The 21,631-nt window shown below is 70.0% G+C and carries 22 protein-coding genes and 2 pseudogenes; 8 read left to right on the top strand and 16 right to left on the bottom strand.

All coding sequences use genetic code 11. The features are described from left to right. Positions 1-64: 64 nt before the first annotated feature. From ACX28W_RS38650 to ACX28W_RS38595, 12 genes and pseudogenes are all read right to left on the bottom strand, one after another. Positions 65-1,080: pseudogene (locus tag ACX28W_RS38650) on the bottom strand (MFS transporter); the annotation flags it as partial. After that, on the bottom strand, positions 1,077-1,595 hold the full coding sequence (locus tag ACX28W_RS38645) for a regulator (protein ID WP_459004806.1): 519 nt from the start codon (positions 1,593-1,595) through the stop codon (positions 1,077-1,079). The gene ACX28W_RS38645 and the pseudogene ACX28W_RS38650, both read right to left, overlap by 4 nt. Continuing rightward, positions 1,592-2,434, bottom strand: a complete 843-nt coding sequence (locus ACX28W_RS38640; RefSeq protein ID WP_459004804.1) for a winged helix-turn-helix transcriptional regulator — start codon at positions 2,432-2,434, stop codon at positions 1,592-1,594. Before ACX28W_RS38640 ends, ACX28W_RS38645 begins: the two co-directional genes overlap by 4 nt. A 42-nt stretch (positions 2,435-2,476) precedes the next feature. Next, entirely contained in the window at positions 2,477-2,890 is a 414-nt protein-coding gene (locus ACX28W_RS38635) for a hypothetical protein (protein WP_459004802.1), read from the bottom strand. Between the two features lie 10 nt (positions 2,891-2,900). Beyond that, positions 2,901-3,344, bottom strand: a complete 444-nt coding sequence (locus tag ACX28W_RS38630; protein WP_459004801.1) for a hypothetical protein — start codon at positions 3,342-3,344, stop codon at positions 2,901-2,903. Next, the gene (locus ACX28W_RS38625; RefSeq protein WP_459004800.1) at positions 3,341-3,823 is read right to left on the bottom strand and encodes a hypothetical protein; all 483 of its coding nucleotides are present in this window, start codon (positions 3,821-3,823) and stop codon (positions 3,341-3,343) included. The genes ACX28W_RS38630 and ACX28W_RS38625 overlap by 4 nt, the downstream gene beginning before the upstream one ends. Positions 3,824-3,924: 101 nt before the next feature. Then, positions 3,925-4,238, bottom strand: a pseudogene (locus tag ACX28W_RS38620) (SH3 domain-containing protein). A gap of 181 nt (positions 4,239-4,419) precedes the next feature. Further along, positions 4,420-5,163: a hypothetical protein gene (locus ACX28W_RS38615; protein WP_459004798.1), complete on the bottom strand. Its 744-nt coding sequence runs from the start codon at positions 5,161-5,163 to the stop codon at positions 4,420-4,422. Positions 5,164-5,180: 17 nt separating this feature from the next. Further along, a complete protein-coding gene (locus ACX28W_RS38610) occupies positions 5,181-5,879 on the bottom strand; it encodes a hypothetical protein (protein WP_459004797.1) in 699 nt (232 codons plus the stop codon). Positions 5,880-5,897: 18 nt separating this feature from the next. Continuing rightward, positions 5,898-6,383 (bottom strand): hypothetical protein, encoded by a 486-nt coding sequence (locus ACX28W_RS38605; protein WP_459004795.1) that lies wholly within the window; start codon positions 6,381-6,383, stop codon positions 5,898-5,900. After that, on the bottom strand, positions 6,380-6,922 hold the full coding sequence (locus ACX28W_RS38600; protein ID WP_459004809.1) for a DUF4913 domain-containing protein: 543 nt from the start codon (positions 6,920-6,922) through the stop codon (positions 6,380-6,382). Before ACX28W_RS38600 ends, ACX28W_RS38605 begins: the two co-directional genes overlap by 4 nt. Before the next feature lie 252 nt (positions 6,923-7,174). Next, on the bottom strand, positions 7,175-7,345 hold the full coding sequence (locus ACX28W_RS38595; protein WP_459004794.1) for a hypothetical protein: 171 nt from the start codon (positions 7,343-7,345) through the stop codon (positions 7,175-7,177). A gap of 293 nt (positions 7,346-7,638) precedes the next feature. Between ACX28W_RS38595 and ACX28W_RS38590 the strand changes: the two genes are divergently transcribed. Further along, positions 7,639-8,016, top strand: a complete 378-nt coding sequence (locus tag ACX28W_RS38590; protein WP_459004792.1) for a hypothetical protein — start codon at positions 7,639-7,641, stop codon at positions 8,014-8,016. 3 nt (positions 8,017-8,019) lie between these two features. Further along, positions 8,020-10,872, top strand: coding sequence for a caspase family protein (locus tag ACX28W_RS38585; protein ID WP_459004790.1), 2,853 nt, complete (start codon positions 8,020-8,022; stop codon positions 10,870-10,872). Positions 10,873-11,040: 168 nt separating this feature from the next. On the opposite strand, the gene ACX28W_RS38580 is transcribed toward ACX28W_RS38585, so the two are convergent. From ACX28W_RS38580 to ACX28W_RS38565, 4 genes are all read right to left on the bottom strand, one after another. Continuing rightward, positions 11,041-12,150 carry a hypothetical protein gene (locus ACX28W_RS38580; RefSeq protein WP_459004788.1) on the bottom strand — a complete coding sequence of 370 codons (1,110 nt, stop codon included), beginning with the start codon at positions 12,148-12,150 and terminating at the stop codon, positions 11,041-11,043. Positions 12,151-12,989: 839 nt separating this feature from the next. Further along, the gene (locus tag ACX28W_RS38575) at positions 12,990-13,313 is read right to left on the bottom strand and encodes a helix-turn-helix domain-containing protein (protein ID WP_459004786.1); all 324 of its coding nucleotides are present in this window, start codon (positions 13,311-13,313) and stop codon (positions 12,990-12,992) included. Next, positions 13,310-14,431, bottom strand: coding sequence for a tyrosine-type recombinase/integrase (locus tag ACX28W_RS38570; protein ID WP_459004785.1), 1,122 nt, complete (start codon positions 14,429-14,431; stop codon positions 13,310-13,312). The genes ACX28W_RS38575 and ACX28W_RS38570 overlap by 4 nt, the downstream gene beginning before the upstream one ends. A gap of 104 nt (positions 14,432-14,535) precedes the next feature. Then, positions 14,536-15,300 carry a DNA-methyltransferase gene (locus ACX28W_RS38565; RefSeq protein ID WP_459004784.1) on the bottom strand — a complete coding sequence of 255 codons (765 nt, stop codon included), beginning with the start codon at positions 15,298-15,300 and terminating at the stop codon, positions 14,536-14,538. 512 nt (positions 15,301-15,812) lie between these two features. Here ACX28W_RS38565 and ACX28W_RS38560 point away from each other — a divergent pair. The 6 genes from ACX28W_RS38560 (at position 15,813) to ACX28W_RS38535 (ending at position 21,613) form a co-directional block, all read left to right on the top strand. After that, positions 15,813-16,943, top strand: a complete 1,131-nt coding sequence (locus ACX28W_RS38560) for a C40 family peptidase (protein ID WP_459004783.1) — start codon at positions 15,813-15,815, stop codon at positions 16,941-16,943. Positions 16,944-17,077: 134 nt separating this feature from the next. Continuing rightward, positions 17,078-17,392, top strand: coding sequence for a DUF6112 family protein (locus tag ACX28W_RS38555; protein ID WP_459004781.1), 315 nt, complete (start codon positions 17,078-17,080; stop codon positions 17,390-17,392). Continuing rightward, positions 17,392-18,084: a hypothetical protein gene (locus ACX28W_RS38550; protein WP_459004780.1), complete on the top strand. Its 693-nt coding sequence runs from the start codon at positions 17,392-17,394 to the stop codon at positions 18,082-18,084. Before ACX28W_RS38555 ends, ACX28W_RS38550 begins: the two co-directional genes overlap by 1 nt. Before the next feature lie 36 nt (positions 18,085-18,120). Then, positions 18,121-19,497, top strand: a complete 1,377-nt coding sequence (locus ACX28W_RS38545; RefSeq protein ID WP_459004779.1) for an SCO6881 family protein — start codon at positions 18,121-18,123, stop codon at positions 19,495-19,497. 81 nt (positions 19,498-19,578) lie between these two features. Further along, the gene (locus tag ACX28W_RS38540) at positions 19,579-21,051 is read left to right on the top strand and encodes an SCO6880 family protein (RefSeq protein ID WP_459004778.1); all 1,473 of its coding nucleotides are present in this window, start codon (positions 19,579-19,581) and stop codon (positions 21,049-21,051) included. 100 nt (positions 21,052-21,151) lie between these two features. Then, positions 21,152-21,613: a DUF6238 family protein gene (locus ACX28W_RS38535; RefSeq protein WP_459004776.1), complete on the top strand. Its 462-nt coding sequence runs from the start codon at positions 21,152-21,154 to the stop codon at positions 21,611-21,613. The last annotated feature ends 18 nt before the right edge of the window (positions 21,614-21,631 follow it).

The following is a 21,631-nucleotide window of genomic DNA, read 5'->3' as shown; positions in this document are numbered from 1 at the left end:
ACCGGAAGGCCCTCACCTGTTCAAGATCCCTCAGCCGAGACCTGGCTCACCCGTCCACAACCTCCCGAGACAGAACAGCTAGGCCGCCATCTGCTGCCATGAGGACCGCGACCAGGACCAGGTAGGACCGGTAGTCGGGGGCCTGGGCGGCGGCGAGACAGCCGAGCGAGGCGAGGGCGGCGCAGGCGGCGCCAACCGGCCACAGGCCGAGGCGGTCGAGCGCGAACCGGCAGAGGGTGACGCTGAGGAGCGTCGCTGCGGCAGCGGCGGACCAGACGAGGCCGACGGCGGTGGTGGACTGCCCGAAGTGCTTGACGACGATCACGGGACCGGCCGCTTGGAGAAGGCCGGTGGCCATGTTGGACAGGGTCAGCCCGGTCACGAGCCAGCCGAGCGCGGGAAGGGATCGGATGGTGCGCCACCCGATGAGGAGTCCGGCGCCGGACTGCCCCTTCGGCGCACGGGCCGGTGCCACGGGCGAGGGCGGGGTGCGCAGGGCGAGCAGAGCGGCGAGCAGCGAGAGCAGGGTGATCACCGCGAGCATCGGCGGCGGGCCGGCGAGCAAGAGGACTCCGGCGAGCGCCGGGCCGGCGAGGGTCGCGGTCTGGTCGATGCCGAGCAGGACGGCCTGGACGCGGTGGGCCCGCCGTCCTGCTCGGCGGCCGGCGGCAGCGCCCGCGGTCTCGGCCGCGATGTAGCTGAACTCGGTGAGCACGCCGGTCGTCGCCGCCAGCACCATCACGGTCGCGCTCGCCACGGTGCCGGTCGGGTGGAGGTGGAGCAGGACCGCGCCGCGGCGAGAGCCAGCGCCCGTCCCATAGAGGCAAGGTGGAAGACCACCGAGGCACCGCGCCGATCGACAACCGATCCGGCCCACCCGAACGCAGCCAGCCGCGGGATCCACTCCAGGGCGAACGCGGCGCCCGTCAGCACGGCGGAGCGCGTCGTGGCCAGGACGAGCAGCGGGATGCCGTAGGTGGACATCGCGAACGCCAACGCGTCCGCCGTGCGCGGCAGGTAGATGCTTCGCATCATCCCGGCGGTGTGGCGTGCGTGCCGGGGTGTGACCGCTGCGCTCACGCGACCGGCTCAGGCTCGGACACCCTGGCCACCTGGGGGTTGCCGGCTAGCCACTGGATCAGGAGCGTGCGGGGATGGGCCAGGTCCGCCTCGGTCCCGGCGCTGGTCAGGCGTGCGGCGGACAGCGGTGAGGGACCGTCGGCGCGCTCGGTGGTGAGCGATGGCGCCAACAGGTCGAGGACGTGCCGGATGCGGCTGCTGAACTCGCAGACGGGGGCCGGGTAGGCGTGGCGTCGAGCCCAGCGCGCAGCCGCGTCGTACAGGTCGGCCAACTCTGACCCGGACTTGGTGAGTTCCAGACCGGCGCCGGGCGCGACCCGGACGAGACCTTGGGCGCGGGCCCCTTCGGCAGCGCGGCGCAGCTGGTGCGAGGAGAGGTCGGGGAGGGTACCGGCCAGCCGTCGCGGCGGTATCGCCCCGTTGTCGTCGATCTCGGTGACCAGGCGGATCAAGGAGCGCGAGGCCAGCAGCTCGACAGCGTTGCGCACTTCGGCAGAGCTGAAGAGGGTGGTCATCGGCGCGGACCTCCCGCCTGGATGGCCGCCTTCGGGCGGGCGGTCGTGGCGTGGGAGAAGAGATCGCGGTTGTGCCACGCCGGAGAGGACTCACCCGTCCGGCCTGGCGGGAGCGCCGCGGGGGCTGGCCGGGACTGGCTGCTGACCCACGGCCTCGGCGCGGGCTTCGCCTGCGGGTGCCCCCAGACCGGGTGTTGGTCCGCCTGGTTGAGGGGCTCCCCGGCGGACCACGCGGACAGGGCGCCGAGTACGGGGCCCAGGCCGTCGCCCGCCGCGGACAGCCGGTAGGGCCGGCCGATGCCCTCAGTGTCGACCAGTCCATCGGCGACGAGCTGCCGCAGCGGCGGGTAAACGTTGGTCCAGTCGCTGCTGGGCATCACGATCCGGGCCAGGGCCAGGCCGCTGACCTCCTCGCGGGACTTGAGCACCCACAGGATGGCTGCGGCGTGCCGCCGGGTGAGCAGGGTGAGGCTGTCCTCGATCTGCTCGATCGCGGGCAGCGGGCGGTCCGCAGTCTCCAGATGCTCCTCGGCCCAGGTGACGACGACCGGCAGGACCGGCAGCAGGGCGGCACCACGCTCGGTGTGGCGGTAGGTCACATGCCGTGCGGTGTGTTCGGTGCGCTCGACGAGTCCGGCGTCGCACAGCGCCTTGAGCTTGGGGTGGAGCTGGCCGTTCTGCAGCCAGGACACCTTGGCTGCCAGCTCGGTGTAGCGCAGCGGCGGGCCGGAGAGGGCCAGGAGGATCCTCACGTTCCAGCGCGGGGTGATCATGGCGAGGGCCTCGGTGACCCGGGCAATGTCGGCGTCGGTGTCGGGAGGCAGAGCGGTGATGGCCAAGGGAGGAACTCCTGGGTGAATGAAAGGGGGATCGCCTGCGGGTCAGCGGCTGTGCGCCGTGCTCTGCGCCGCAAGAGGCGGAGCCGGAACAGGCGGCGAGGGAGTCGGAGGGGCAGGCGTCGGGGCCGGGACGCGGGCCAGGCTCTGCAGGACGGCGGCGACCGACTTGGCCTGGACCTCGCGGACGGCGACGGCTTCGGCGAGCCGGCGTGCACCGTCGAGGAGGTGGGAGACCTCGTGCGGGCCGAGCTGCCGCTCGGGGTGGATGAGCCGGGCGAGGTGGTCGCGGTGGAAGTCGATGCTGCGCTCGGCGAGGGCGAGGTCGTCGTGCATGCCGAGCAGGGCGGAGAGCATGCCGGGCGGCTGGTCCTGGGCGTGGGTTTCGAGGTCGGCGAGCGGTGCGCCGTACAGGTCCTCGATCCGTCCGGCTATGTCGGTGGACGTGAGGTGGGGCAAGCGGGGGCTTTCACAGTCGGCGGGCCCGGGCCGCCCCGGCACGCTGGGGTGCCGGGGCGGCAGACGGGGGCAGGGTTGCGGTGGCCCTGAGTTGTGCCGTGCGTACGGGCCGGGCCTGTTGGACAGGCGGGGGCATGGTGCGCAGCAGCTCGCCGAGGGCGGCGCGGTAGCCGTCGCGGGCCTCCAGTGCTGCTTCCAGCCACTGCGCGTCGAAGCGGAGCTTGTCCGCCGACAGTTCGCCCATGTCGCGGTCCGGATCCATGTCGGCGTGTACGCGGGCGCGGACGCGGGCGACCTGCTCCTCGGTGAGCGCCAGGAAGGAACGCAGCTCCAGGGCACGGGCGAGCGCGGGCGAGGCATCGTGGCCGGCAGCCGCCTCGTACAGCCCGGGGACCGGGTTCCCGAAGACCTTCTGCAGGTCGCCGTCCATGGTGCTGGCCTTGACCTGGCTCATCGGGCGGGCCTTCCCGCCCGCCACGCCGACGCCGGTGCGGGTGTACCCGCGGGTCGGTGGGGAGCGGTGGTCTGCACCGCCGGGCCGGTTCGCGGGCGAAGGCTGCCGAGCCGTTCGGCGGCGAGGTCCTTCTTGCCCGGAGCGTCCGGGTCGAGGAGCCATCGCACGACCATGGCCCGGCCGTCGCGTGCGGTGACGGCCGCGTTCAAGCGGTGGGCGAGGCCCATCGTCGGGTCGTCGACCTCGCTGGGCTGGGTTTCCAGCGCGGCGAGGAGGTCGTCCTCCGCGCGGTCCAGCACGGACTGGGCCTCGACGAGGAGTCCGTGCCATCTGACGACATCGGCGGCGTCAGGATTCGCGGTCGGCGCGGCGGCGACCGCGGCCTTCAACTGGTCCATGTCCATGGCGAAGCGCGCTTCGATCCGTTCGGTGAGCACGCCCACGACATCCTCAGCGTCATCGGATATGCCGTCGCGCAAAAGGGAAACTCCTGTTCTGGGAAGGCCGATGCCTGGCGGGAATGTGAGGCGGCGGCCATGCCCGGCGGTTCAGCCGCCCATGGGCATCTGCTGAATTCCTGTCAGTCCAGGCACATACGGACGTCGCGGTAGACGTACGTGCCGGACACCCAGCCCTTGACGCCGGTCGTCTTGTCCGTGATGTAGAGCCAGTTGCCGCTCTTCTTGGTCACGCTGAACTTGTGGCTCTTGTAGAGCACGCCGAGCGCGGTGGACTTCGAGCTGGCCTGGACCGGATGGTCACGGCCTTGGCGTGCACCTCGTACGGCAGTGGCGGCAGGGACGAGCAGCTGCTCGCGGGGACCGCGGATACGGCGGCGGGCGCCGCGCTGGCGGTGGTGGCGGACAGCACCGCCAGCGCGAGTGCGCCGAGCATCGCCGCGGATACGGCAATTCGGGTGGAGCGCATGCGGAAGAAACCTCCGTGAAGGCATAGGGATTGCGGGGAAGGGCGCCGCTGGTGTTGTCCCGGCGGCTGTATAAGAGTCCGGAGAATCGCCGGTTTGGCTAACCGGCGATCGTCGGCTATGTTGCGCCGCCCGCGTCAGGCTGAGCGCTCAGCGCGAACGGCCGGGCGGGCGCGGAGCCGGGGCCTTTGCCACACCGGCCGGGCGGCTGACGGCGGCTGCCGGGCGGACCGGTGGGAGGGGACCGGCCTCGCCGGTAAGCCGGTCGTCGCACCACTGCAGGGCCTCGCCGACCGTGTCGAAGCCGCCCTCGCGCAGGGTGTGCGTCCACGTCTCGGTGTCGACCTCTTCGACCACGACGCGGAACGGCGACGGGGAGCGCTCGTCCAGGGCACGCAGTGCCACGACGGTGACCATGTCGTCCGGGTCGTCGCTGGTGTAGGAGTAGCCCATGGCGTAGTGGTCGCCGTCGCCAGCGAGGCGTCGCTCCAGCGCCCGCGTGGCCTCGTCCGCCGGCGGCGGGCCCAGCCCGGGGTCGAGGCCGATGGCATCGTGCGGGCAGCCGCGGTGGATGAGCCAGGACTGCGCCATCGCGGGCAGCGGCAGCGGGGCCTGCTCGAAACTGAACGTCCGCTTCTCGTGGTCCCGTTGCAGATGTACGGCGAGCACCTGGGGCATGCCGGGGTGCCCCCAGGTGGCGGTGCGGTCGAACAGGACGTAGTAGCTGTGCGGCCCGTCGCGATGTTCGGCGAGGGGGACGAGCATGTCCTCGTGGACACCGACCTTGCGGTAGAAGTCGAGGTACTTCTCCTCGTCGGCGTCCAGGTCGTCCAGGTCGAAGTCGACTTGGGGGATGGACTTCCGGACCGGCGCCGGTTCGGTGGGAGACAACAAGAGCCTTTCGGTGGAGTTCAGCGCCGCTGCGCCGGGGTGGACGGCGATGCGCCGGGGCGAGCCGGGATCTTCGGCGCCTGCGTCGTGGGGGTCCGTCGGGCTGCGAACAACGCGGCTCGTCCGGCGTCGGTGAGCGCGACCGGCTGTCCGGCGTGTACGGGGTGGCCGATGTCCCGGACGACCAGGCCGGCGTCCTCCAGCTGCTGCAGCTTGGCGTGAGGGATTCGGATGCCGGAGGCGGCTGTGACGGACATCCGGCCGGTCAGCAGGTGTTCGTAGAGCTTGGCGCCGCCGGCGATGGCGAGCAGCGCCGCTTGGTCGTCCGTCGAGAGCTGCTGCGATTCGGGCGCGGAGGCCGCCGCTGCGGCTTCGATGGGCTCCAGGGCGGCGAGCACCTTCCTGGCAGCGGCGTCCCGCGCGTCGGCGGCCTCTTCCAGTTGGTCCACGGTGCGGTCGATGCGCGTGAACAGGGCGCCATCGACGTCGAACTCGCCGCTGGACAGGCGGTTGAGGAGACGGAGGTAGAAGATGACGCCCGCCTGGGCCGTGGCCAACTCGCGGTGCCGGTCGACCAAGTGGGCATGCGACTCGTCGAGGACGCCGCGGTCGCGGTAGGCCCACAGGGTGTCGATGTCGTGCCCGGTGGCGGCTTCGAGGCGATGGTCGAGCGGGGAGACCGCACGCAGGGTGGGTGTCGGCGCGGGGTGAGGGGGCATAGGCGACGCTCCGTGCGTTCAGCGGGTGTGATGGTGCGCGGGGTTCTGTGCGGGACGGGGCAGACCCGGCAGTGCGGTGGGCGGCGGACCGGGCCGGGGCACGGAAGCGCGGGTGGTCAGCTGCGGGGAGCGCGAGCGGGCCGCGTGGGTGCGGGCGCTCAGCGGCCGGCGGGTCATCCCCAGGCGGCGGCCGACCTCGTCGTAGACGTCGTTGCTCGCACGTGGCCGGATCGCGACGACGTGGATCTCCTTGTGGTGGGCGGATTCCGCGGGTGCCGGGCGGACGCCGTAGACGACGCGCCAGTCCTTGCGGGAGTCCACGAACAGTTTCCGGAATCCCTCCAGGTCACCGTCGAGACGGAGCCCGAAGCGCTGTGCGTTCACGACTTCTTGCAGGTAGGCGAGGGTGAGGTCGCGGATATCGCTGGGGGCCTGGAGGAGATCGGTCAGCGCGCGGGGGTCGAAGCTCAGGCCGAAGGCGGGCTGTCCCACTCCCGCGGTCATGACGTCGGCTCGTCCGGTTCGGCGGCTTCCGCCGTGGCAGCCGTCTCCGTGCGCACGGACGGCGGCGGGCCGGGCAGAAGACGGTGCGCGGGCCGGTCGGGAGAGGTCATGCAGGCCGACAGCGGTCCGCCTGGTGCGCGGATCGCCGCGACGGCGTGGGTGAGGAAGTCCCGGTGCCACACGAACAGGCCGGAGAGCCCGGCTTCGGGGTCCTTGTGCTGCTGGTAGGCGAGCCACAGTGCGTGGAGCCAGGCCACGACGTCGTCGTGCTCCTGCCACTGCAGGCACCAGGGCGCCGCGGTGGTGACCTCAGCCCCGTAGACCGGGAGGAAGAAGTCGTCGATCCAGTCCGACAGGGCGTCGAGTTCGTCTTCCCTTTCCTCCCCGTCGAGTTCCAGGATCGGGCGGGGCTCCGGTGGAGCGGCGGCCGGCGGACCGCCGAGTCCCGGCATGCCGAACGCGGCGAACGGTGATCCGCTCGGCGCCGGGGCGGACGCGAGGTGGTCTAGTTGCTGCGCCTGTTGTGCCGACTGCTCCATGAGCCGTCGGACGCTCGCCTCGATTCCCTCCAGCTGTGGATCCGGAATACGGACCGGCTCCAACTCTCCATCGTCAGACGGTTTTGTGGATTCGGGCATTGAAAAGTTCGGCCTCCTACGAGACACGGGGTGAGAGAAAGGCAGAAGCGTATTCGCGCGGCCCGGCTGGCGAGTTACACGTCCGCTCCGGCGGTGTTCCGCCGACGGCTACGCATGGGAGCCGGTCACCTTGGCGGCAGGAAAGGACGCGGCTCAGACGGTGAGAACCACGTCGTCCTGCGTGAGGGTGGCGCGGATCGTCTCGGTGAGCCGGTCAGCTACTGGTGGAGTGTGGATATTCCTGATCAGCGGTATTCCGCCATCGTCCTCTGGCCCGCAAAGATCAACGTCAATCAGCGCCTCGTCCTGGTGCTTCTCCAACATCAGCTTCCGAGCTTGAAGTCGGGTCGGTGCAGCTCGCCTGCAGGGATTGGCTGAGCTGGGAGAACAGGGTTGGGGGGCCGGCCTTCCGTGGCGGGTGGCGGCATCGCCGAGAGAGGCGGCCACGGTGGCGATCGGCCAGCCGACCGCGAGGGCAGTGTCGGCCTGCCCCGCGGGCGGTCCCAAGCGCATTCAAGGCCAAAGGTGCCGGCGGATTGGTGGCTGCCAACGTGTCTGACTGACCCACTGAGCCCGGTCGTGCAACTCCCCAATCAAGCGACGGAAAGGGGCAGTTCGTGCCACCCTTAGGGGTCGAGCAGGGCATGGTGCTTCTTGGAGACGCGATGCAGGTCAAGCTGGTCACCGACGGGCTCGGGGACGACTACTTCTTCCTCCGGCGGGAGCTGGACGAGCTGGAGCACGACGGGATCACCGATGTCGAGGGGACGTCGGAGGCAGGGGCGCGCAGCGCAGTCGTCGCAGGGATCGTCATCGCCCTGGTGGGGAGTCCCGTGCTGGCCTCGCTGGTGACGCTGGTGCAGAACTGGCTCACGCGCGAGCAGTCCGGGACCATCGTCCTGGAGATCGGGGGGGATCGGGTGGAACTGACCGGAAACCCCACGGAATTGCACCAGGAGGCTCTGGCAGCGTTCCTCGCGCGACACCCGGAGTAGTCGATGCGGAAGCGGGCTCTCATCATCGCGGCGCAGTACTACGACAACCCGAGCAGGCAGCAGCTGCCCGGCGCCGGCGCTGACGCCAGAGAGCTCTCCAAGATCCTCAGGGACCCGGGCGTCGGGGCGTTCGAGGTGGAGACCGTCGTCGATGAGACCAGCCATGTCATCAGGCTTGCCATCGAACGGTTCTTCCGCGAGGCCGACAGCAATGACCTGCTGCTTGTGCACATTTCATGCCACGGACAGCGCAACAGACGAGGCGAACTCTACTTCGAGGTGAAGGACACCGACCCGGCGACACCGAGCTCCACCGGGATCGACGCGGTGTTCGTGGCCCGTCTCATGGAGGAGAGCACCGCGCGACGGATCGTCCTCCTGCTGGACTGCTGCTACAGCGGCGCCTTCGAGCTGGGGATCCGGTCAGGGGCCCCGGAGGTCGACGTCAAGCGCCTGTTCGCCGGGCGAGGCAGGGTGGTGCTCACCGCGTCCACCTCGCTGCAGGTCGCGTACGAGAACGAGATACACTCCCGCGAGGTCAACGAGCCGAGCTTGTTCACCTCGGCTGTCGTCCGGGGTCTGGCAACCGGTGAGGCCGATCTCGACGGCGACGGACTCGTCTCGGTCCAGGAGTTGTTCTCCTACGTCGAGCGCAGAGTCACCGAAGCCCGACCCGCCCAGACGCCCACGCTCAGCGTCGATGACGCCCAAGGCGCCATCTACCTGGCCACCAGCCCCCGAGGCCCCGTCGAGCCTCGTGACGCTGCGCACGAGGCATTCTCGCCGCTCAGGGACGAGGTTCATCGAGCCCTGTTCGCGCTGGTCGACCCTCGGTCCGAGCGCGCCTCGGCGCTCGCCCGGGCCGCGCGGCTACCCGTCGAGGACGTGGTCACACTGGCCGACCGGCTCTCCGGCCTGGGGATGCACGAGTTGGCCTTCGACCTCTTCACCAGGGCAGACCAGACGCGCCAGGTCGCGGACGTCGAAGCGCTGGTGACCCGGAGTCGGCAACGTGACCTCGGCACATGGTGGTTACACTGGCTCGTCGGGCTCGCCGCCCGCCTGCACACCTCGGACATCGTCACGCAGGCCCTGAGCAAGAACCTGACGGCCGTGACGGAGTACTTCGCCACCCTGCCCCCTGCCGAGCTCCTCCTCCTCGTGGACTCGCTGCGCCAGCACTCTCTGGACCGCGAGGCAACCGAGACTCTGTGGAGAGCCGGCTACCGGGCGGATGTCGGGGACGTGCTCTCGGCTCTGTGCGAGGCCAGTCGCTTCGAGGACGCCGGGAGGGTCCTTGCCGGAGCACTGGACAAGTCGCCCGAGAAAAACGACGCGGCGCTCGACTGGCTCGTCCGTACCGTCGACCGGCTGCCCGTTTCCGCCGTGGCGACGATGACTCTGAAACTCGTGCACCGCCATGTCGTGCCCCTGACCCACGCGCTGCCTCCGGCCGATCTCCTGGTGCTGGTGGACTCCTTCCGCGAGCACGACCGGGAGATCGAGGCCGCAGAGTTTCTCCGCGCCGGCGGCGGGAGACCGGATCTCCCGCAACTCCTCACGCTGCTCGGCGACTCCGGCCGCGTCGAGGACATCGCCTATGTGCTGCCCCGGGTGAAGACGCGGCGCAGGAGCCGGCGGGAGATCGCGACGGCACTGGCAGCGACGTCCCTCGACAAGCGCGATCAGAGGAAGCTCCTCCGCAGGCGACGGCCGATTTCGACACGCACGGTCGATCTCTGGCTCTACTGGTCCCAGCTCCTCATCTCGGCGGGACACGGCGTGTTTGCGTTGTACACGCACGGCACGGTGCGGACGGTCGGTTTCATGGGGTTCGTCGTGCTCATCCTGGTATGGGGAGCGCTGTGCGTTCGATGGTTCAGGCTCTGCGGATTCGTCAACCTAATCATCTGGGGCAGCGGTGTGATCGCTGCGACCTTCTGGATCGGAATGAGTCTGGGGTACCGCCCTGATCCCAACGCTGAGTGGGCGGTCCAGATCCACAACGGAGTGCTCGGCGCCCTGGCGGTCCTGCTGCTCTGGCTGACCCACAGCGCTGACCGGAGCCGCGCTTGGTGCTTGAAGGCCGTCGAGAACCTCCGGCGTCAGAAACCGGCTGCCCTGCTCCGTCTGGGCTCGCTCAGCGAGAAGGACGGGGACATCGACAGCGCACGACGCTGGTACCGGCGGGCCGCCGCGACCGGTGACGCCCCGAGCGGTGAGTACCCCGACGCCGCGGATGAGATCATCGCCGACACGACCGCCGCGGACGCGGTCACCGCCCTCGTCCGGCTGGAGTCACAGGGCTCACCAGAACAGGCGGCGGCCTGGTGCCTGCGCGTCATCAGCTCCTCGTACACCTCAAGCCAGGAGCCGACCGTGCTCGCGGCGATCGAGCTTGCCCGGCTCGACGCGGGCTCCTCCGACGCCGAGGGCGCGATCGCCTGGTACGACTACGCCCTCGGCGTGGAGCGGGACAGTGCCGGCAAATTTCACCGTTCCCTCTACTGGTCCGCCGTCGAACCGACCGAGGACGGGCCTGGTGCACCGCGCAGACCACCCGGCAGCCTCAAGTCCCTGGCCCGCTGGGCCTGGGCGCTCTTCCGCGAGCGGCCGCCGGCCGCGACAGCACTACTCGAGTCGGGTCTTCTGCAAGCGGGCCGGGGAAACCACGCAGACGCGCGGGCGCGGTTCGAGCTCGCCGCCTACTTCGGCGATCCGAGGCTGCAGGCCGAACTGGCCGCGGCGCTCCGGGCTCTCCCTCCGGAGCGTGACGATCCACCCGGTGATCAGACTGTGCTCCTCGATGCTCATCGCCACGAAGACGACGCCGCGCCGACTACGCTGCCGACCTGACGTCGCATGGCGCGCTGGGAACAGTGGTGTTCACGAGTCGCGACGATCTGCGGCTGTGATGCTCCCCGAAGGTTGTTGCCCGAATGCGAGAAGATCGTTGCGTGCCTCGACCCGGTGTCGGCGGCCTCGCTACTTGATCTCGACCGTCACTTCAGAGGATCCGCACCCTTATCGGATGCTTCCATCAGCGGCACGCTGGGCCAAGTAGGCAGCCCAGTCGGGCTGTGAGTAGGAGGCCCACTTCCGTGCCGTGTGCACGTGGATATTGAGGAGCTCCGCGAGGACAGGGACGGGCAGTTGTCCCGCGAGAGCGATCAACGCTGCGCTGCGGGCTGGGACAGTGTGAAAACCGTAGCGCCGCATCAACAGGCTGTATCCAGCGGTGCTGAGGGGCTGTCCGGGCACCGTCCCGGGGAAGAGCCATGCCCGGGGCGGGGGGCCAGCTTCCGCGGCGGCTGGAAGGCAGGCGCAGTCGGCAAGTTCCGCCACAAGGGCAGCAGGGCGGGGCGGGACGAACAGGGGTCGCCGCCCAAGGTCCAAGAAGGTCCCGTCGGAGTCGTGCCGGACGTCGTCTGCGGTCAGGAGCCGCACAGTGCGGGCGGGCATGCCGTAGAGCAAGGTGAGCATTCTGCCGACGCGGACACGCAGGGGCAGGTTGTTGTCGTTCAGACATCGGCGCAGTTCCTGCCAGCGCTGGTCCTCGGTGAGGATCAGGGTGTCCGGCGCCCTTGGGGACGGTCGGATGTGGTGCTCGTTGGTCAGGCCGCGCTGGTGGGCCCAGGTCAGAAACGACCGGACGTCGTGCCGGCGCCGAGGGCCGGAGGTCAGCCAGTGGTCGAGGTTGTCCTGCGTGACGGTGGCCAGGGCGAGCTGTTGCTCGTCGAGCCAGGTCAAGAACGACAGGATCAGGGTGACACGACCGCGGATGCGCCCCCAACTACTCGGTGTAGTAAGGCCCTTGGCTGCCCGGGTACGCGCCTGACGTAGCAGAACCCAGTGTGTGTACGGATACACAAGGCGGGCGTGGGCTGCTGGCCGGTCGACGAGGATCCGTTCCAGCCATGGGGCGATCCGTTCGAGCCCTTCCTCCCGGGGTTCGAGCACGGCGGTGTGGACTAGGAGGGCGCGCACGTAGCACTCGTCGTGGCCGGCAGGGAGGGTGTCGAGGAGGTCGTGGGTCAAGTGCTTGCCGGCAGCGGCGAGTTCGGCGAGGAGTCGGGCGCTGGTGCTGTTCTGCAGCCAGCTGATGACCCGGGCAGGGGCGTCGGCGGTCCCCAAGGAGTGCAGCAGAGACAGTAGCTGATCAGGAACTGTGCCGTCCGGGCCGGTGAGCAGGTCACCCAGCTGTCGGCGGGCGATGCAGCGCGCGCAGGTACCCCGGGCGTAGGGGGTGTCGCGGCTTCCGCAGGACCGGCATGGAGGCGGCAGGGGCAGCCCGACGCAGGGTCCGCAGCGTGGCTCCCCGTCGGGTGTTCGAGCTATCAGCGGTCTGGCCTGTCCGCAGCCGGGGCAGGGCGCCCGGGCGGTGCGGATCCTGCGATAGCAGGCGGAACACACCGATCCCATAGGCCAGTTGGCAGCCACGATGCGTTCCGTGCCGCAGGCGGCGCAAAGCTGGCGAGGCAGCGGTCTGCAGTTCACGCAGACTTGGCGCCCGTCCCCCAGCTGCAGGCATTCCTTGGTCCTGCCGCAGACGGCGCAGGGGGTCAGGACGGTAGGGCGCCGGTAGCAGCGGTAGCACACCTGGTCGTCCTCGTCGGTGCCGCGCCGGGCGATGCGAGCGAGGTCGCCGCACCGGTTACACACCGCCCGCGGCTGACGCTGTCGGCGGTAGCACTGCGGGCACAGCGGTCCACCCTCGGTGAACGCCTTGGCCGGCGCCCGGGCACCACAGCCTGCGCAGTCTCTTTCTGGCGGCTGCCAGCAGCGTTCGCAAAGTGGCTGTCCATCGACTGTGCGCGCGGCGGGTATGCGGACACGGCCGCATTGGGCGCACTCCTTCACGACCTGTGGGTCATGCCGGTAGCAGCGGTGGCAGATGCCGCCCTCCGGCCGGCGCGCATTGATCCGCCCCGGGCGTCTGCAGCGTGCGCATATCTTCGGCGTCCTGGACGGGCTCATGGCTGGCCGGGGCGGCGGACCACCGAACGCCGCACTGGCGGCACCTCGTTCGCCTTCTCGCCCGCAACCTTGGGCAGCTGCTGGTCGACGACTTTGATCTCGATGAGATCGTTCGGGGTGCACTCCAGCACGTCGCACAATGCGGCCAGGGTGTCCATGCTCAGTCGTTGCGGGACCTGCGTCACCAGTCGGTAGATCTGCTCGCGTGAGAGGACCACGCCCCGCTCGGCCAGCAGCGGCACCAGATCGGAGGTCTGGAACATGCCTCGCTCCGCCATCAGATGCCGCAGCTTCCAGCCGCAGCCCATCTTCCGGATCATCCCTGCTCACCCCACAACTCGTCTCGATGTTCCGCCAGCGCCCGCAGCAGCAGACGTGTCCGGTACTCGTCGCTCACCCCGGTGTACAAAGCCGTGGTGGACGCATACAGATGACCGACCTGCTCCTGGATGAAACGCTGCGGGTAGTCGAACTCCACCAGGTGCGTGATGTACGAGTAGCGCAGGCAGTGCGGGTCGAGCTCGGCAGGAAGCCCCGCCAGGCGGGCCACCTTCTCGAACGCCTCGTTCACCGAACGGCGGTGCAGCCGCCCGCACCGCTCGGTCACCCACAACGCCGGATGACTCCGGCCGGCCAGCAACGGCCGCACCTCGTCCGTCCACTGCCGAAGGACCGGCACGAGCCAGTCCATCTCCGGCACCAGCAATACCGTGCGCCGTTTGGGCGGACCACCCCGGCTCGACTTGCCGAACCGCACGTTCAACGCGCCGAACTGCCCAAACTGCGGAGTCTTCGGACAACGGCGTAAATCGACGCAGTCCGTGCCCACCGTCTCCTGACGCCGCAGCCCGAACGCGTACACCGTCTTGAGCAGGGCCGCATCCCTCATCGCCGGGAGCGCACCTTTGACACGCCGGACCCGGATCTGTTCCACCCGGCCGTCCGCCGCATCGAACAGGGCCTGGACCTCGTCGTAGTCCAACGGCCGTCGCCGCGGGTCGCCTTCGTAGTCCGCGATGTGCTTCACGCTGCGCCACTCGTGGAACACCTGCTGCGGCGCCGCCCCAAAACGCTCCGAGCAGACCCGGCCCCACTGATAGCGGGCGTCGGTCAGGTACGCGCAGAACAGCTGCAGCGTGATCTCGTAACTCCGCGCCGTGGACACCATGATCGGCCGCGGCCCCGAGCGGAGATCGCCGATGAACGCCTCCGCCTCCGCCGGCGTCCACTGCCACGGATACAACCCGGTGAAGGCCACCATCCGCCGCACCAAAGCTAGACGCGGCTCGATGGTCTCCCGCTCGTCAAGGAACCGCGCCCGCTGTTGACAGGCCCAGCCCTCCAACATCGCCCGGAACACCATCAATTCCGGGTCCAACGGCACGACACCGTCCGCCAACACGAGCAGCGCCGAGCCCGGAGCCTCGATCACGCTCACCACCCACTCCGGATGATGCATATAACGCAACATTGTTGCACTCCGCTGCGTGAGCGGTAAGTCCCCTGACCGAATGCTCCAGACTCGCCTCGCTCAGGACGTCACTATGCCTCGGGACCAGCAAGAATGAAGTCCTCGCGCCGTGCGGTCTGTTGCATCGTTTCCAAAAGCCGAGCTTCCGCGATCGACGCGTAGTGCTCGGTCTTCTCCACGCCGATGAAGTCCCTGCCTTCCAGCAGGGCGGCGACGCCCGTAGAGCCGGAGCCGGCGCAGAAGTCGAGGACCGTGCCGCCCTCGGGGCTGATCTTGACTAGCTCGCGCATCACCTCGACCGGCTTCTGCGTGATGTGCTGGCGCTTCGCACCCGAGGGCTGCGACGCCGAGTACATGCCGGGCAGATAGACCGGGTTCCGGGAGCCGTCGATCGGTCCCTTCGACGCCCAGACGATGAATTCGCAGTTCTGGGTGAACCGGCCCTTCTGGGGCCTGGCCTGCGGCTTGTGCCAGGCCAGCACACCGCGCCAGAGCCATCCGGCGGCCTGGATCGCGTCCGTGGTCGTCGGGAGTTGGCGCCAGTCGGTGAACAGCAGGGCGGTCCCGCCGGTCTTCGTCAGACGTTGCGCTTCGGTCATGATCTGCGTCAGCCAGAACGAGTAGGACCTCTGGTCCATGTTCTCGCCGGTGAAGTCGGCAAGGTCGTTCTTGGAATCGGCGGAGGTGTACTTCTGCTTCGCGGAGCGGGTGGTGCGCTCCTTCGCGGTCCGGCCCCCGCTGTTGTACGGCGGGTCGGTGATGACGGAGTCGACGCAGCCGTCCGGAAGGCCGGAGAGCACGGCCAGAGCGTCGCCCTGGTGCAGGGAAAAAGGCAAAGAGGAACCCCAATTCGGGTGCGGAAACGCGGAGGGAACTAGCCGCCTCGCACAGGAGTCCTCGCGGGCCGGACGTGAGCATGCAGAAGCCCAGGGCCGCAGACCGAGGAGGGCGAGGGGGAGTCCAAAAACTGTAGAGGCGAATCCGCCGACGACCAAGAAGTGCCGTGCAGAGGTGCCGGATTCCGGCACCTCACGCCGACTTTTTGGTCAACCGCCGATCCGCGCCTACTGTTTTTGAACCGCCCGGCGCACACCGCCGCTGGCTACCCCCTGCCACACCTCAGGAGGTACCCCCTGCCCCGGCACACCTAGCTCACGGCCCGGCCACGCGGAGCGAGCGGCAACTCGCCCACACCGGCCCCGTCCCGATCGCCCACCCCGGCTGCCGCGCCCTTCCGAGATGCCTCGCGCACGCGGCGCGCCGGACACCGCACCCCCAAGGACGCGTTCATGACGTCTCGCTACCCACCCATGCCCGAAACCGCTGACCGGCGAGCGGTCCGCTCGGGTTGAAGGGGCTCGCCGCCGGCATCGGCATCGTCTTCCTCTCCCCGATCCTGATCGCCGGCACCGGCATGATGCTGGCCTCCTCGGCCGACGCCGTGCAGAGCAGCGGCTCCTTCAGCAGCTGCCTGACCGACATCGACAGCGACAAGGTCGCCGAACAGGTAACCAAGATCCTCGACGGTGCGTCCGGCAAGGACGTGCACGTCGAGGGCCTGGACCTGCCCGCCGAGCAGGTCCCCAACGCCCAGACGATCGTGGCCGCCGGCCTCTCGCTCGACGTCCCCAAGAAGGGACAGATCATCGCGCTCGCCACGGCGATGCAGGAGAGCCGGCTGCGCAACCTGGGCTACGGCGACCGCGACTCCCTCGGTCTGTTCCAGCAGCGCCCCTCCCAGGGCTGGGGCAGCGCCCAGCAGATCCGCGACCCCACCTACGCAAGCGAGCAGTTCTACAAGCACCTGCTCAAAGTCGACGGCTGGCAGCAGATGACCGTCACCCAGGCCGCCCAAGCCGTGCAGAAGTCCGGCCTGCCGGACGCGTACGCGCAGTGGGAGAACCTCGCCACCGCGTTGCAGGCCGCCATCGCCAAGACCTTCCCCGGCGGCGGTGACGCGGACGGCAAGGACGCGGACCAGGGCAAGGAGCCGTCGACCAGTACGACCGGCTGTGCGCCGGGCCAGGACGGTTCCGGGTTCGGCCGCATCCCCGAGGGCAGCGTCCCGAAGGGTTACTCGATCCCCAAGGACGCCGATCCGAAGGCCCGTAAGGCCCTCACCTGGGCGATGCAGCAGCTCGGCACGCTCTACCAGTGGGGCGGATCCTGCACGAACTCGCACGGTCCCGATCCCATGGGCCGCTGCGACTGCAGCTCGCTGATGCAGCAGGCGTACGCCCACGCCGGCGTCACGCTCACTCGCACCACGTACACGCAGGTCAACGAGGGCCAGGCGGTCTCGCCCGCTCACCTCAAGCCCGGTGACCTGATCTTCAGCCGCGGCAGCGCCGCACGGCCCGAGCACGTCGGCATGTACATGGGCGAGGGCCTCGTGATCGAGGCGCCGCGCACCACCAAGCCGGTCCGGATCACCCCGGTCAAGGACTGGACGATCCTCGCCGCCCGCCGCGTCCTCTGACGCCGCCCCGCCCGGCATCGCACCGGGCGGGCCCGCGCCGCGGCCACTTCCGCGCCTCTCGCGCACCTCCCCCTCCGCTTTCCCTTCCCGTCGGCCCTCGCCTGGCCGCGTATGCAAGGAGCCCCGCCACACCCATGTCCGTTCCTCTCGCAGACCGCGTCATCCAGCTCGCTTACGACCCAGGAATCTCGCCCAAGGGCGGTGGCCTGCCCGGTTTGAGCGTGCTGAAGAGCGTCGTCAACAGCATCAACATGTTCGGCATCATCGCCGTCGTCGGCGCCCTCGCCGTCTCCCTCGGTGTATGGGCCTGGGGCCACCACACCGGTGGCCACCAGGCCGAGGCCAACGGCAAGAAGGGCGCGGTCGTCGCCGCCGGCGCCGCCCTCGGTCTGGGTGCCGCGAACGGCATCGTGGCCTTCTTCTCCGGCCTGGGCTCGCAGGTCCACTGATGCGGAAACGATCCCCCTCCTTCTCGCTGTCCTCGTACGGTACGGGCTGGTCGGCCAACCGGCGCATCGCGATCGTCGCCTCCGCCGTCGCCGTCCTGCTCTCCATCGCCGGGGTCGTCGCCCTGCTGACCGGCGGCGGCAACGGCCACCAGGCCCCGGACAGCGCCGCGCCCGCCTCGACTGGCAGCCCGTCCTCCTCCGAGGCCGCCCCCAAACCTTCCTCCGGATCCGGTTCGGTGCCCAAGCCCCCGCAGATCGCCGACCCGGTCGCCTACGCCAAGGCGGCGGCCCAGATGCTGTGGTCCTACGACACCCGCGACACCAACCGCGACCAGCAACTGGCCGGCATGCGCGCCTGGATGACCACCGAGACCAAGTACGCCGACTGGGCCTCGGTCTCCGGCCAGGTCCCCGATCCGGTGCTGTGGTCACGGATGGCCGACCAGGACCAGCACGCCACCGCCAGCGTCTCCGAGGGCCACTACCCCTCCGCGTTCAAGGCGGCCCTGGCCGACAACCCGTCCGCGATCACCGAGGCGTACATCTACGTCGTCACCGTCAACGGCACGCAGACGCTCAGCTGGAAGAAGGGCGGCAGCGGAGCCGAGGAGAGGGCAGTGACCCTCGCCGTCCAGTGCCGCCCGAACCACGACTGCACCCTGGCCGCGATCGCACCGAGCGTCACGCAGTGACCCGCGCCTGAGACACGAAAGGAGGAGTAACTCCTCGTGGGTTTCTGTGATTTCCCCTTGGCAGACAAGCTGTGCGCCGTCGGCGACGCCGTAGATTTCGCCTCGGACCCCGGCAAGGCCATCGGTGACTGGATGGCGAAGTCCGCCGGTGAACTGGCAGCCGCCGCAGCCGATTTGGCCGCCGAGGCCGTCAACACCACCACGAAGGTGGACCTGAGCGCCGGATGGTTCGTCGACAACTACGAGATGTTGCTGCCACTGGGCCTGGTCCTGCTGGTCGCGACGTTCTGCGCGCAGTTGGTCCGGGCAGCCATCCGGCGCGACGGACAAGCGCTGACACAGGCGTTCACCGGCACCATGAGCGGCGTCCTGTTCGCCTTCTGCGCCATCGCCTTCACCACAGTCGCCGTCGAAGTGGTCGACGCCGTCAGCGACGGCCTGTTCAAGACCGCGCACCTGAACATCGAGTCGGCCGTGCGCCGCATCGTGAAGGTCAACCAGATCGGCGGCCTGTCCGGCTTGGGCTGGCTCGTGCCAGTCGTCGCCGGCCTCGGCGCAGCCATCGGCGCCTTCCTCTACTGGTGCGTGATGATGGTCCGCAAGGTCGGCATCCTCGTCATGGTCACGCTGGCAGTCTTCGCCTCCGCCGGCGGCGGCTGGGAGGTCGCACGGCGCTGGCGCAAGGGCTGGATCGAAGCCACCGCCACCCTCGTGGTCTCCAAGCTGCTGATGACCGTGATCTTCGTGCTCGGGATCGCCGCCATGGGCAAACCCGAGGCCAAGGACGGCATCGCCGCTCTGGCCGACGTCATGTCCGGCATCGTGATCATGGTCTTGGTGTTGCTCTGCCCGTACGCCGTCTTCAAGTTCGTCCACTGGGCAGCCGACGGCACCGACGGCGAGTCCATCCACCGCGCCGGCGGCGCCGGAGCGCAGATCGCCAAGGCGCATGCCGAGAAGGCCGCCCGCAAGGCCGCCGCAGCTGCAGCTACCGCCGGAACCGGTGGCGCTGCCGCCGGAGCAGGCGCCGCGCCGCAAGGCCCCGACGCCAGCGGGGGCGGCTTCCCCGGCGACGTCGCCGCCAACCCGACCGGCGGAGGCGGAGAGGGCAACGAAGGTTCACAAAGCGGCGGAACGGGCGCCTCGCCCGGTGCCGATGCCGTCAAGTCCGGTCTGGAGAAGGCCGTCCAGCCCGCGCCGACGAGCGTGTCCGACGACACCAGCAGCCAGGTGGGCGGCAGCCCGGGGCCGGGCGGATCTGGCGCGAATGCCGCGTCCGGCCAGAGCGGCGGATGGCAGTCCACGGCGCCGACCACGACCCCGCCACCGCAGGGCGCACCCCCGTCCTCCGGCTCACAGAACGCCACGTCGAGCGGGTCGGCCTCACCGCCGCCGCCTCCGACCGGCCTCTGATCCCCTGCCCGCCTACCGGGGGCGGGACGTGCACTGCGCCTCCCGCCCCCGGGTTCCACCCGCGCCTCCAGGACCCGCCCCTTGACTGATCTCTCCGTCGCCCCGGTCACGGTGAAGTTCCCGCACCGGTCCCGCCGCGGCATCCTCCTCGGCCTCTCCCTGCCCCAACTCATCCTCGTTTCCTGCACGTTGGCGGTGCTGCTGATGACGGTGGTCTCCACCGGACTGCTCGGCGCCGTCGCCCTGACCCCGCTGTGGGCAGCTTCCGGTGCCCTCGTCGCGATCCGCCGGCACGGCCGCTCCCTCATCGACTGGGCACCGATCGTCACCCGCTACGCACACCGCCGCCGGACCGGCCAGACCCTCTGGCTCGCCCGGCCCGTCACCCGGCCCCGGCAGGACGGCGTCCTCCACCTGCCCGGCACCACCGCCTCCCTCAAGGTGGTCACCCCCGGCGACTCCGCCAACGGCGCCGCGGCCGTCCACGACCCGCACCAGCAGACCCTGACCGCCATCGCCCGCGTCAGCAGCCGCGCCTTCGCCCTCCTCGACCCCGCCAGTCAGAACCACAACGTGAGCAGCTGGGGACGGGCGTTGGCGGGCATCGCCCGCACCGGGAATATCGCCACCGTGCAGGTGCTGGAGCGCACCGTCCCCGACAGCGGCGATACCCTCACCCGCCACTGGATGCAGAACGGGCAGCCCCAGCCCCCCGTCGCCGGACAGATCTACTCAGAACTGGTTGCCTCGGCTGGCCCCGCCGCCGCACCGCACGAGACCTACCTCGCCATCTCCCTCGACCTCAAGGCCGCCCGGCGCCTGATCAGCCAGGCCGGCGGAGGCTTGCCCGGGGCGTTCACCGTCATGGAGCAGACCACCGCGTCCATCGCCCAGGCCGCCCGCAACGCCGGACTCCAGGTCACCGGGTGGCTGACCGCGCGGGAGATCGCCGCCGTCATCCGCACCGCCTACGATCCCAAGGCCCTCGCGGCCCTCCAGCAGTGGTCCGAGACCGGCCGCGCCGAGGCCGACCCTGCCGCCGCCGGGCCCGTCGTCCAGTTCGAGGAGTACGACCGCCTCGCCACCGACAGCGCACGGCACGCGACGTACTGGGTGGAGAACTGGCCGAGGACCGAGATGGGGGCCGGGTTCCTGCACGGGATCATGTTCACGGCCGGAGTGCGGCGCAGCCTCTCCCTTATATACGTGCCGCAGGGGCTCGAGTCCGCGCTGCGGGACGTCCAGAGGAAGAAGGCGGCGATCATCGCCGACGCCAACGAACGGGCCCGCCGGGGGCAGGTCGACAGCGAGGAAGACTCCGTCGAGTACGCCGACGTCAAGCAGCGTGAGCGCCAGCTCATCGCCGGGCACGCGGACGTGGCCCTGACCGGCCTGGTCACCGTCACCGCCGAGACCGACGCCCTCCTGGACGCCGCCTGCGCGCAGATCGAGACCCACGCCGTCACCTCGGGCGTCGACCTCCGCAGGCTCAACTACCAGCAGTCGGACGCCTTCACTCTCACCGCGCTCCCGCTCGCCCGGACCGCCCCGTGAGCCAGCCCCGCCGGCCAGCACCCCTGCCCGCTGCTCTTCGCTCACCCGCGGCGGACCACCCGTCGCTGCCCCTGCCTCCCGGCAGGAAGGACCACCACCTTTGACCTCTCGCACACCTCCGGACGACGCGCACCCCTACCTCCGCGCCGCGAGCGCCGGAGTCCGCCACCACACCCGGGCCCTTGCCTCGTCGGACGCGGCCCCGCCCCGGCCGGCGGACCGCCTGCACCTTGACGTGCTCCACGCCCACCTCACCGCCCTGCACCAACTCCTGGACCGCCTCGCCGAAACCACCCGTCCGCCACACCCCGCCGCCGGCCGCCACCTCGCCACCGCGCACACCCGCCTCTGGCAGGCCACCAGCGAGGTCCACTCCGCCTTCCACCTGCTGCCCAACAACACAGCAGCAGAAGCCGAGTCGAGCGCATGCCATCCAGAGCGGCTACCCGAGGGACCGCCCGTGCTCACGATCTGCCAGCGCCACCTCGCCGCCGGACACGTCATCCGCCGCAAGACCACCCCCACCGACCTCCGCCCGCACACCACGGCCTGCGTGCGATGAGCACCACCCGCAGAAACG

The sequence above is a fragment of the Streptomyces sp. SD15 genome, assembly GCF_054462255.1.
This window is presented reverse-complemented; position numbering and strand designations above follow the sequence as displayed.

Excerpts from the sequence above, each read along its gene's own strand:
- ACX28W_RS38645 (WP_459004806.1), bottom strand. The coding sequence starts at position 1,595 with ATGACCACCCTCTTCAGCTCTGCCGAAGTGCGCAACGCTGTCGAGCTG.
- ACX28W_RS38630 (WP_459004801.1), bottom strand. The coding sequence starts at position 3,344 with ATGAGCCAGGTCAAGGCCAGCACCATGGACGGCGACCTGCAGAAGGTC.
- ACX28W_RS38610 (WP_459004797.1), bottom strand. The coding sequence starts at position 5,879 with ATGCCCCCTCACCCCGCGCCGACACCCACCCTGCGTGCGGTCTCCCCG.
- ACX28W_RS38605 (WP_459004795.1), bottom strand. The coding sequence starts at position 6,383 with ATGACCGCGGGAGTGGGACAGCCCGCCTTCGGCCTGAGCTTCGACCCC.
- ACX28W_RS38600 (WP_459004809.1), bottom strand. The coding sequence starts at position 6,922 with ATGGAGCAGTCGGCACAACAGGCGCAGCAACTAGACCACCTCGCGTCC.
- ACX28W_RS38595 (WP_459004794.1), bottom strand. The coding sequence starts at position 7,345 with ATGTTGGAGAAGCACCAGGACGAGGCGCTGATTGACGTTGATCTTTGC.
- ACX28W_RS38585 (WP_459004790.1), top strand. The coding sequence starts at position 8,020 with ATGCGGAAGCGGGCTCTCATCATCGCGGCGCAGTACTACGACAACCCG.
- ACX28W_RS38575 (WP_459004786.1), bottom strand. The coding sequence starts at position 13,313 with ATGATCCGGAAGATGGGCTGCGGCTGGAAGCTGCGGCATCTGATGGCG.
- ACX28W_RS38555 (WP_459004781.1), top strand. The coding sequence starts at position 17,078 with ATGTCCGTTCCTCTCGCAGACCGCGTCATCCAGCTCGCTTACGACCCA.
- ACX28W_RS38550 (WP_459004780.1), top strand. The coding sequence starts at position 17,392 with ATGCGGAAACGATCCCCCTCCTTCTCGCTGTCCTCGTACGGTACGGGC.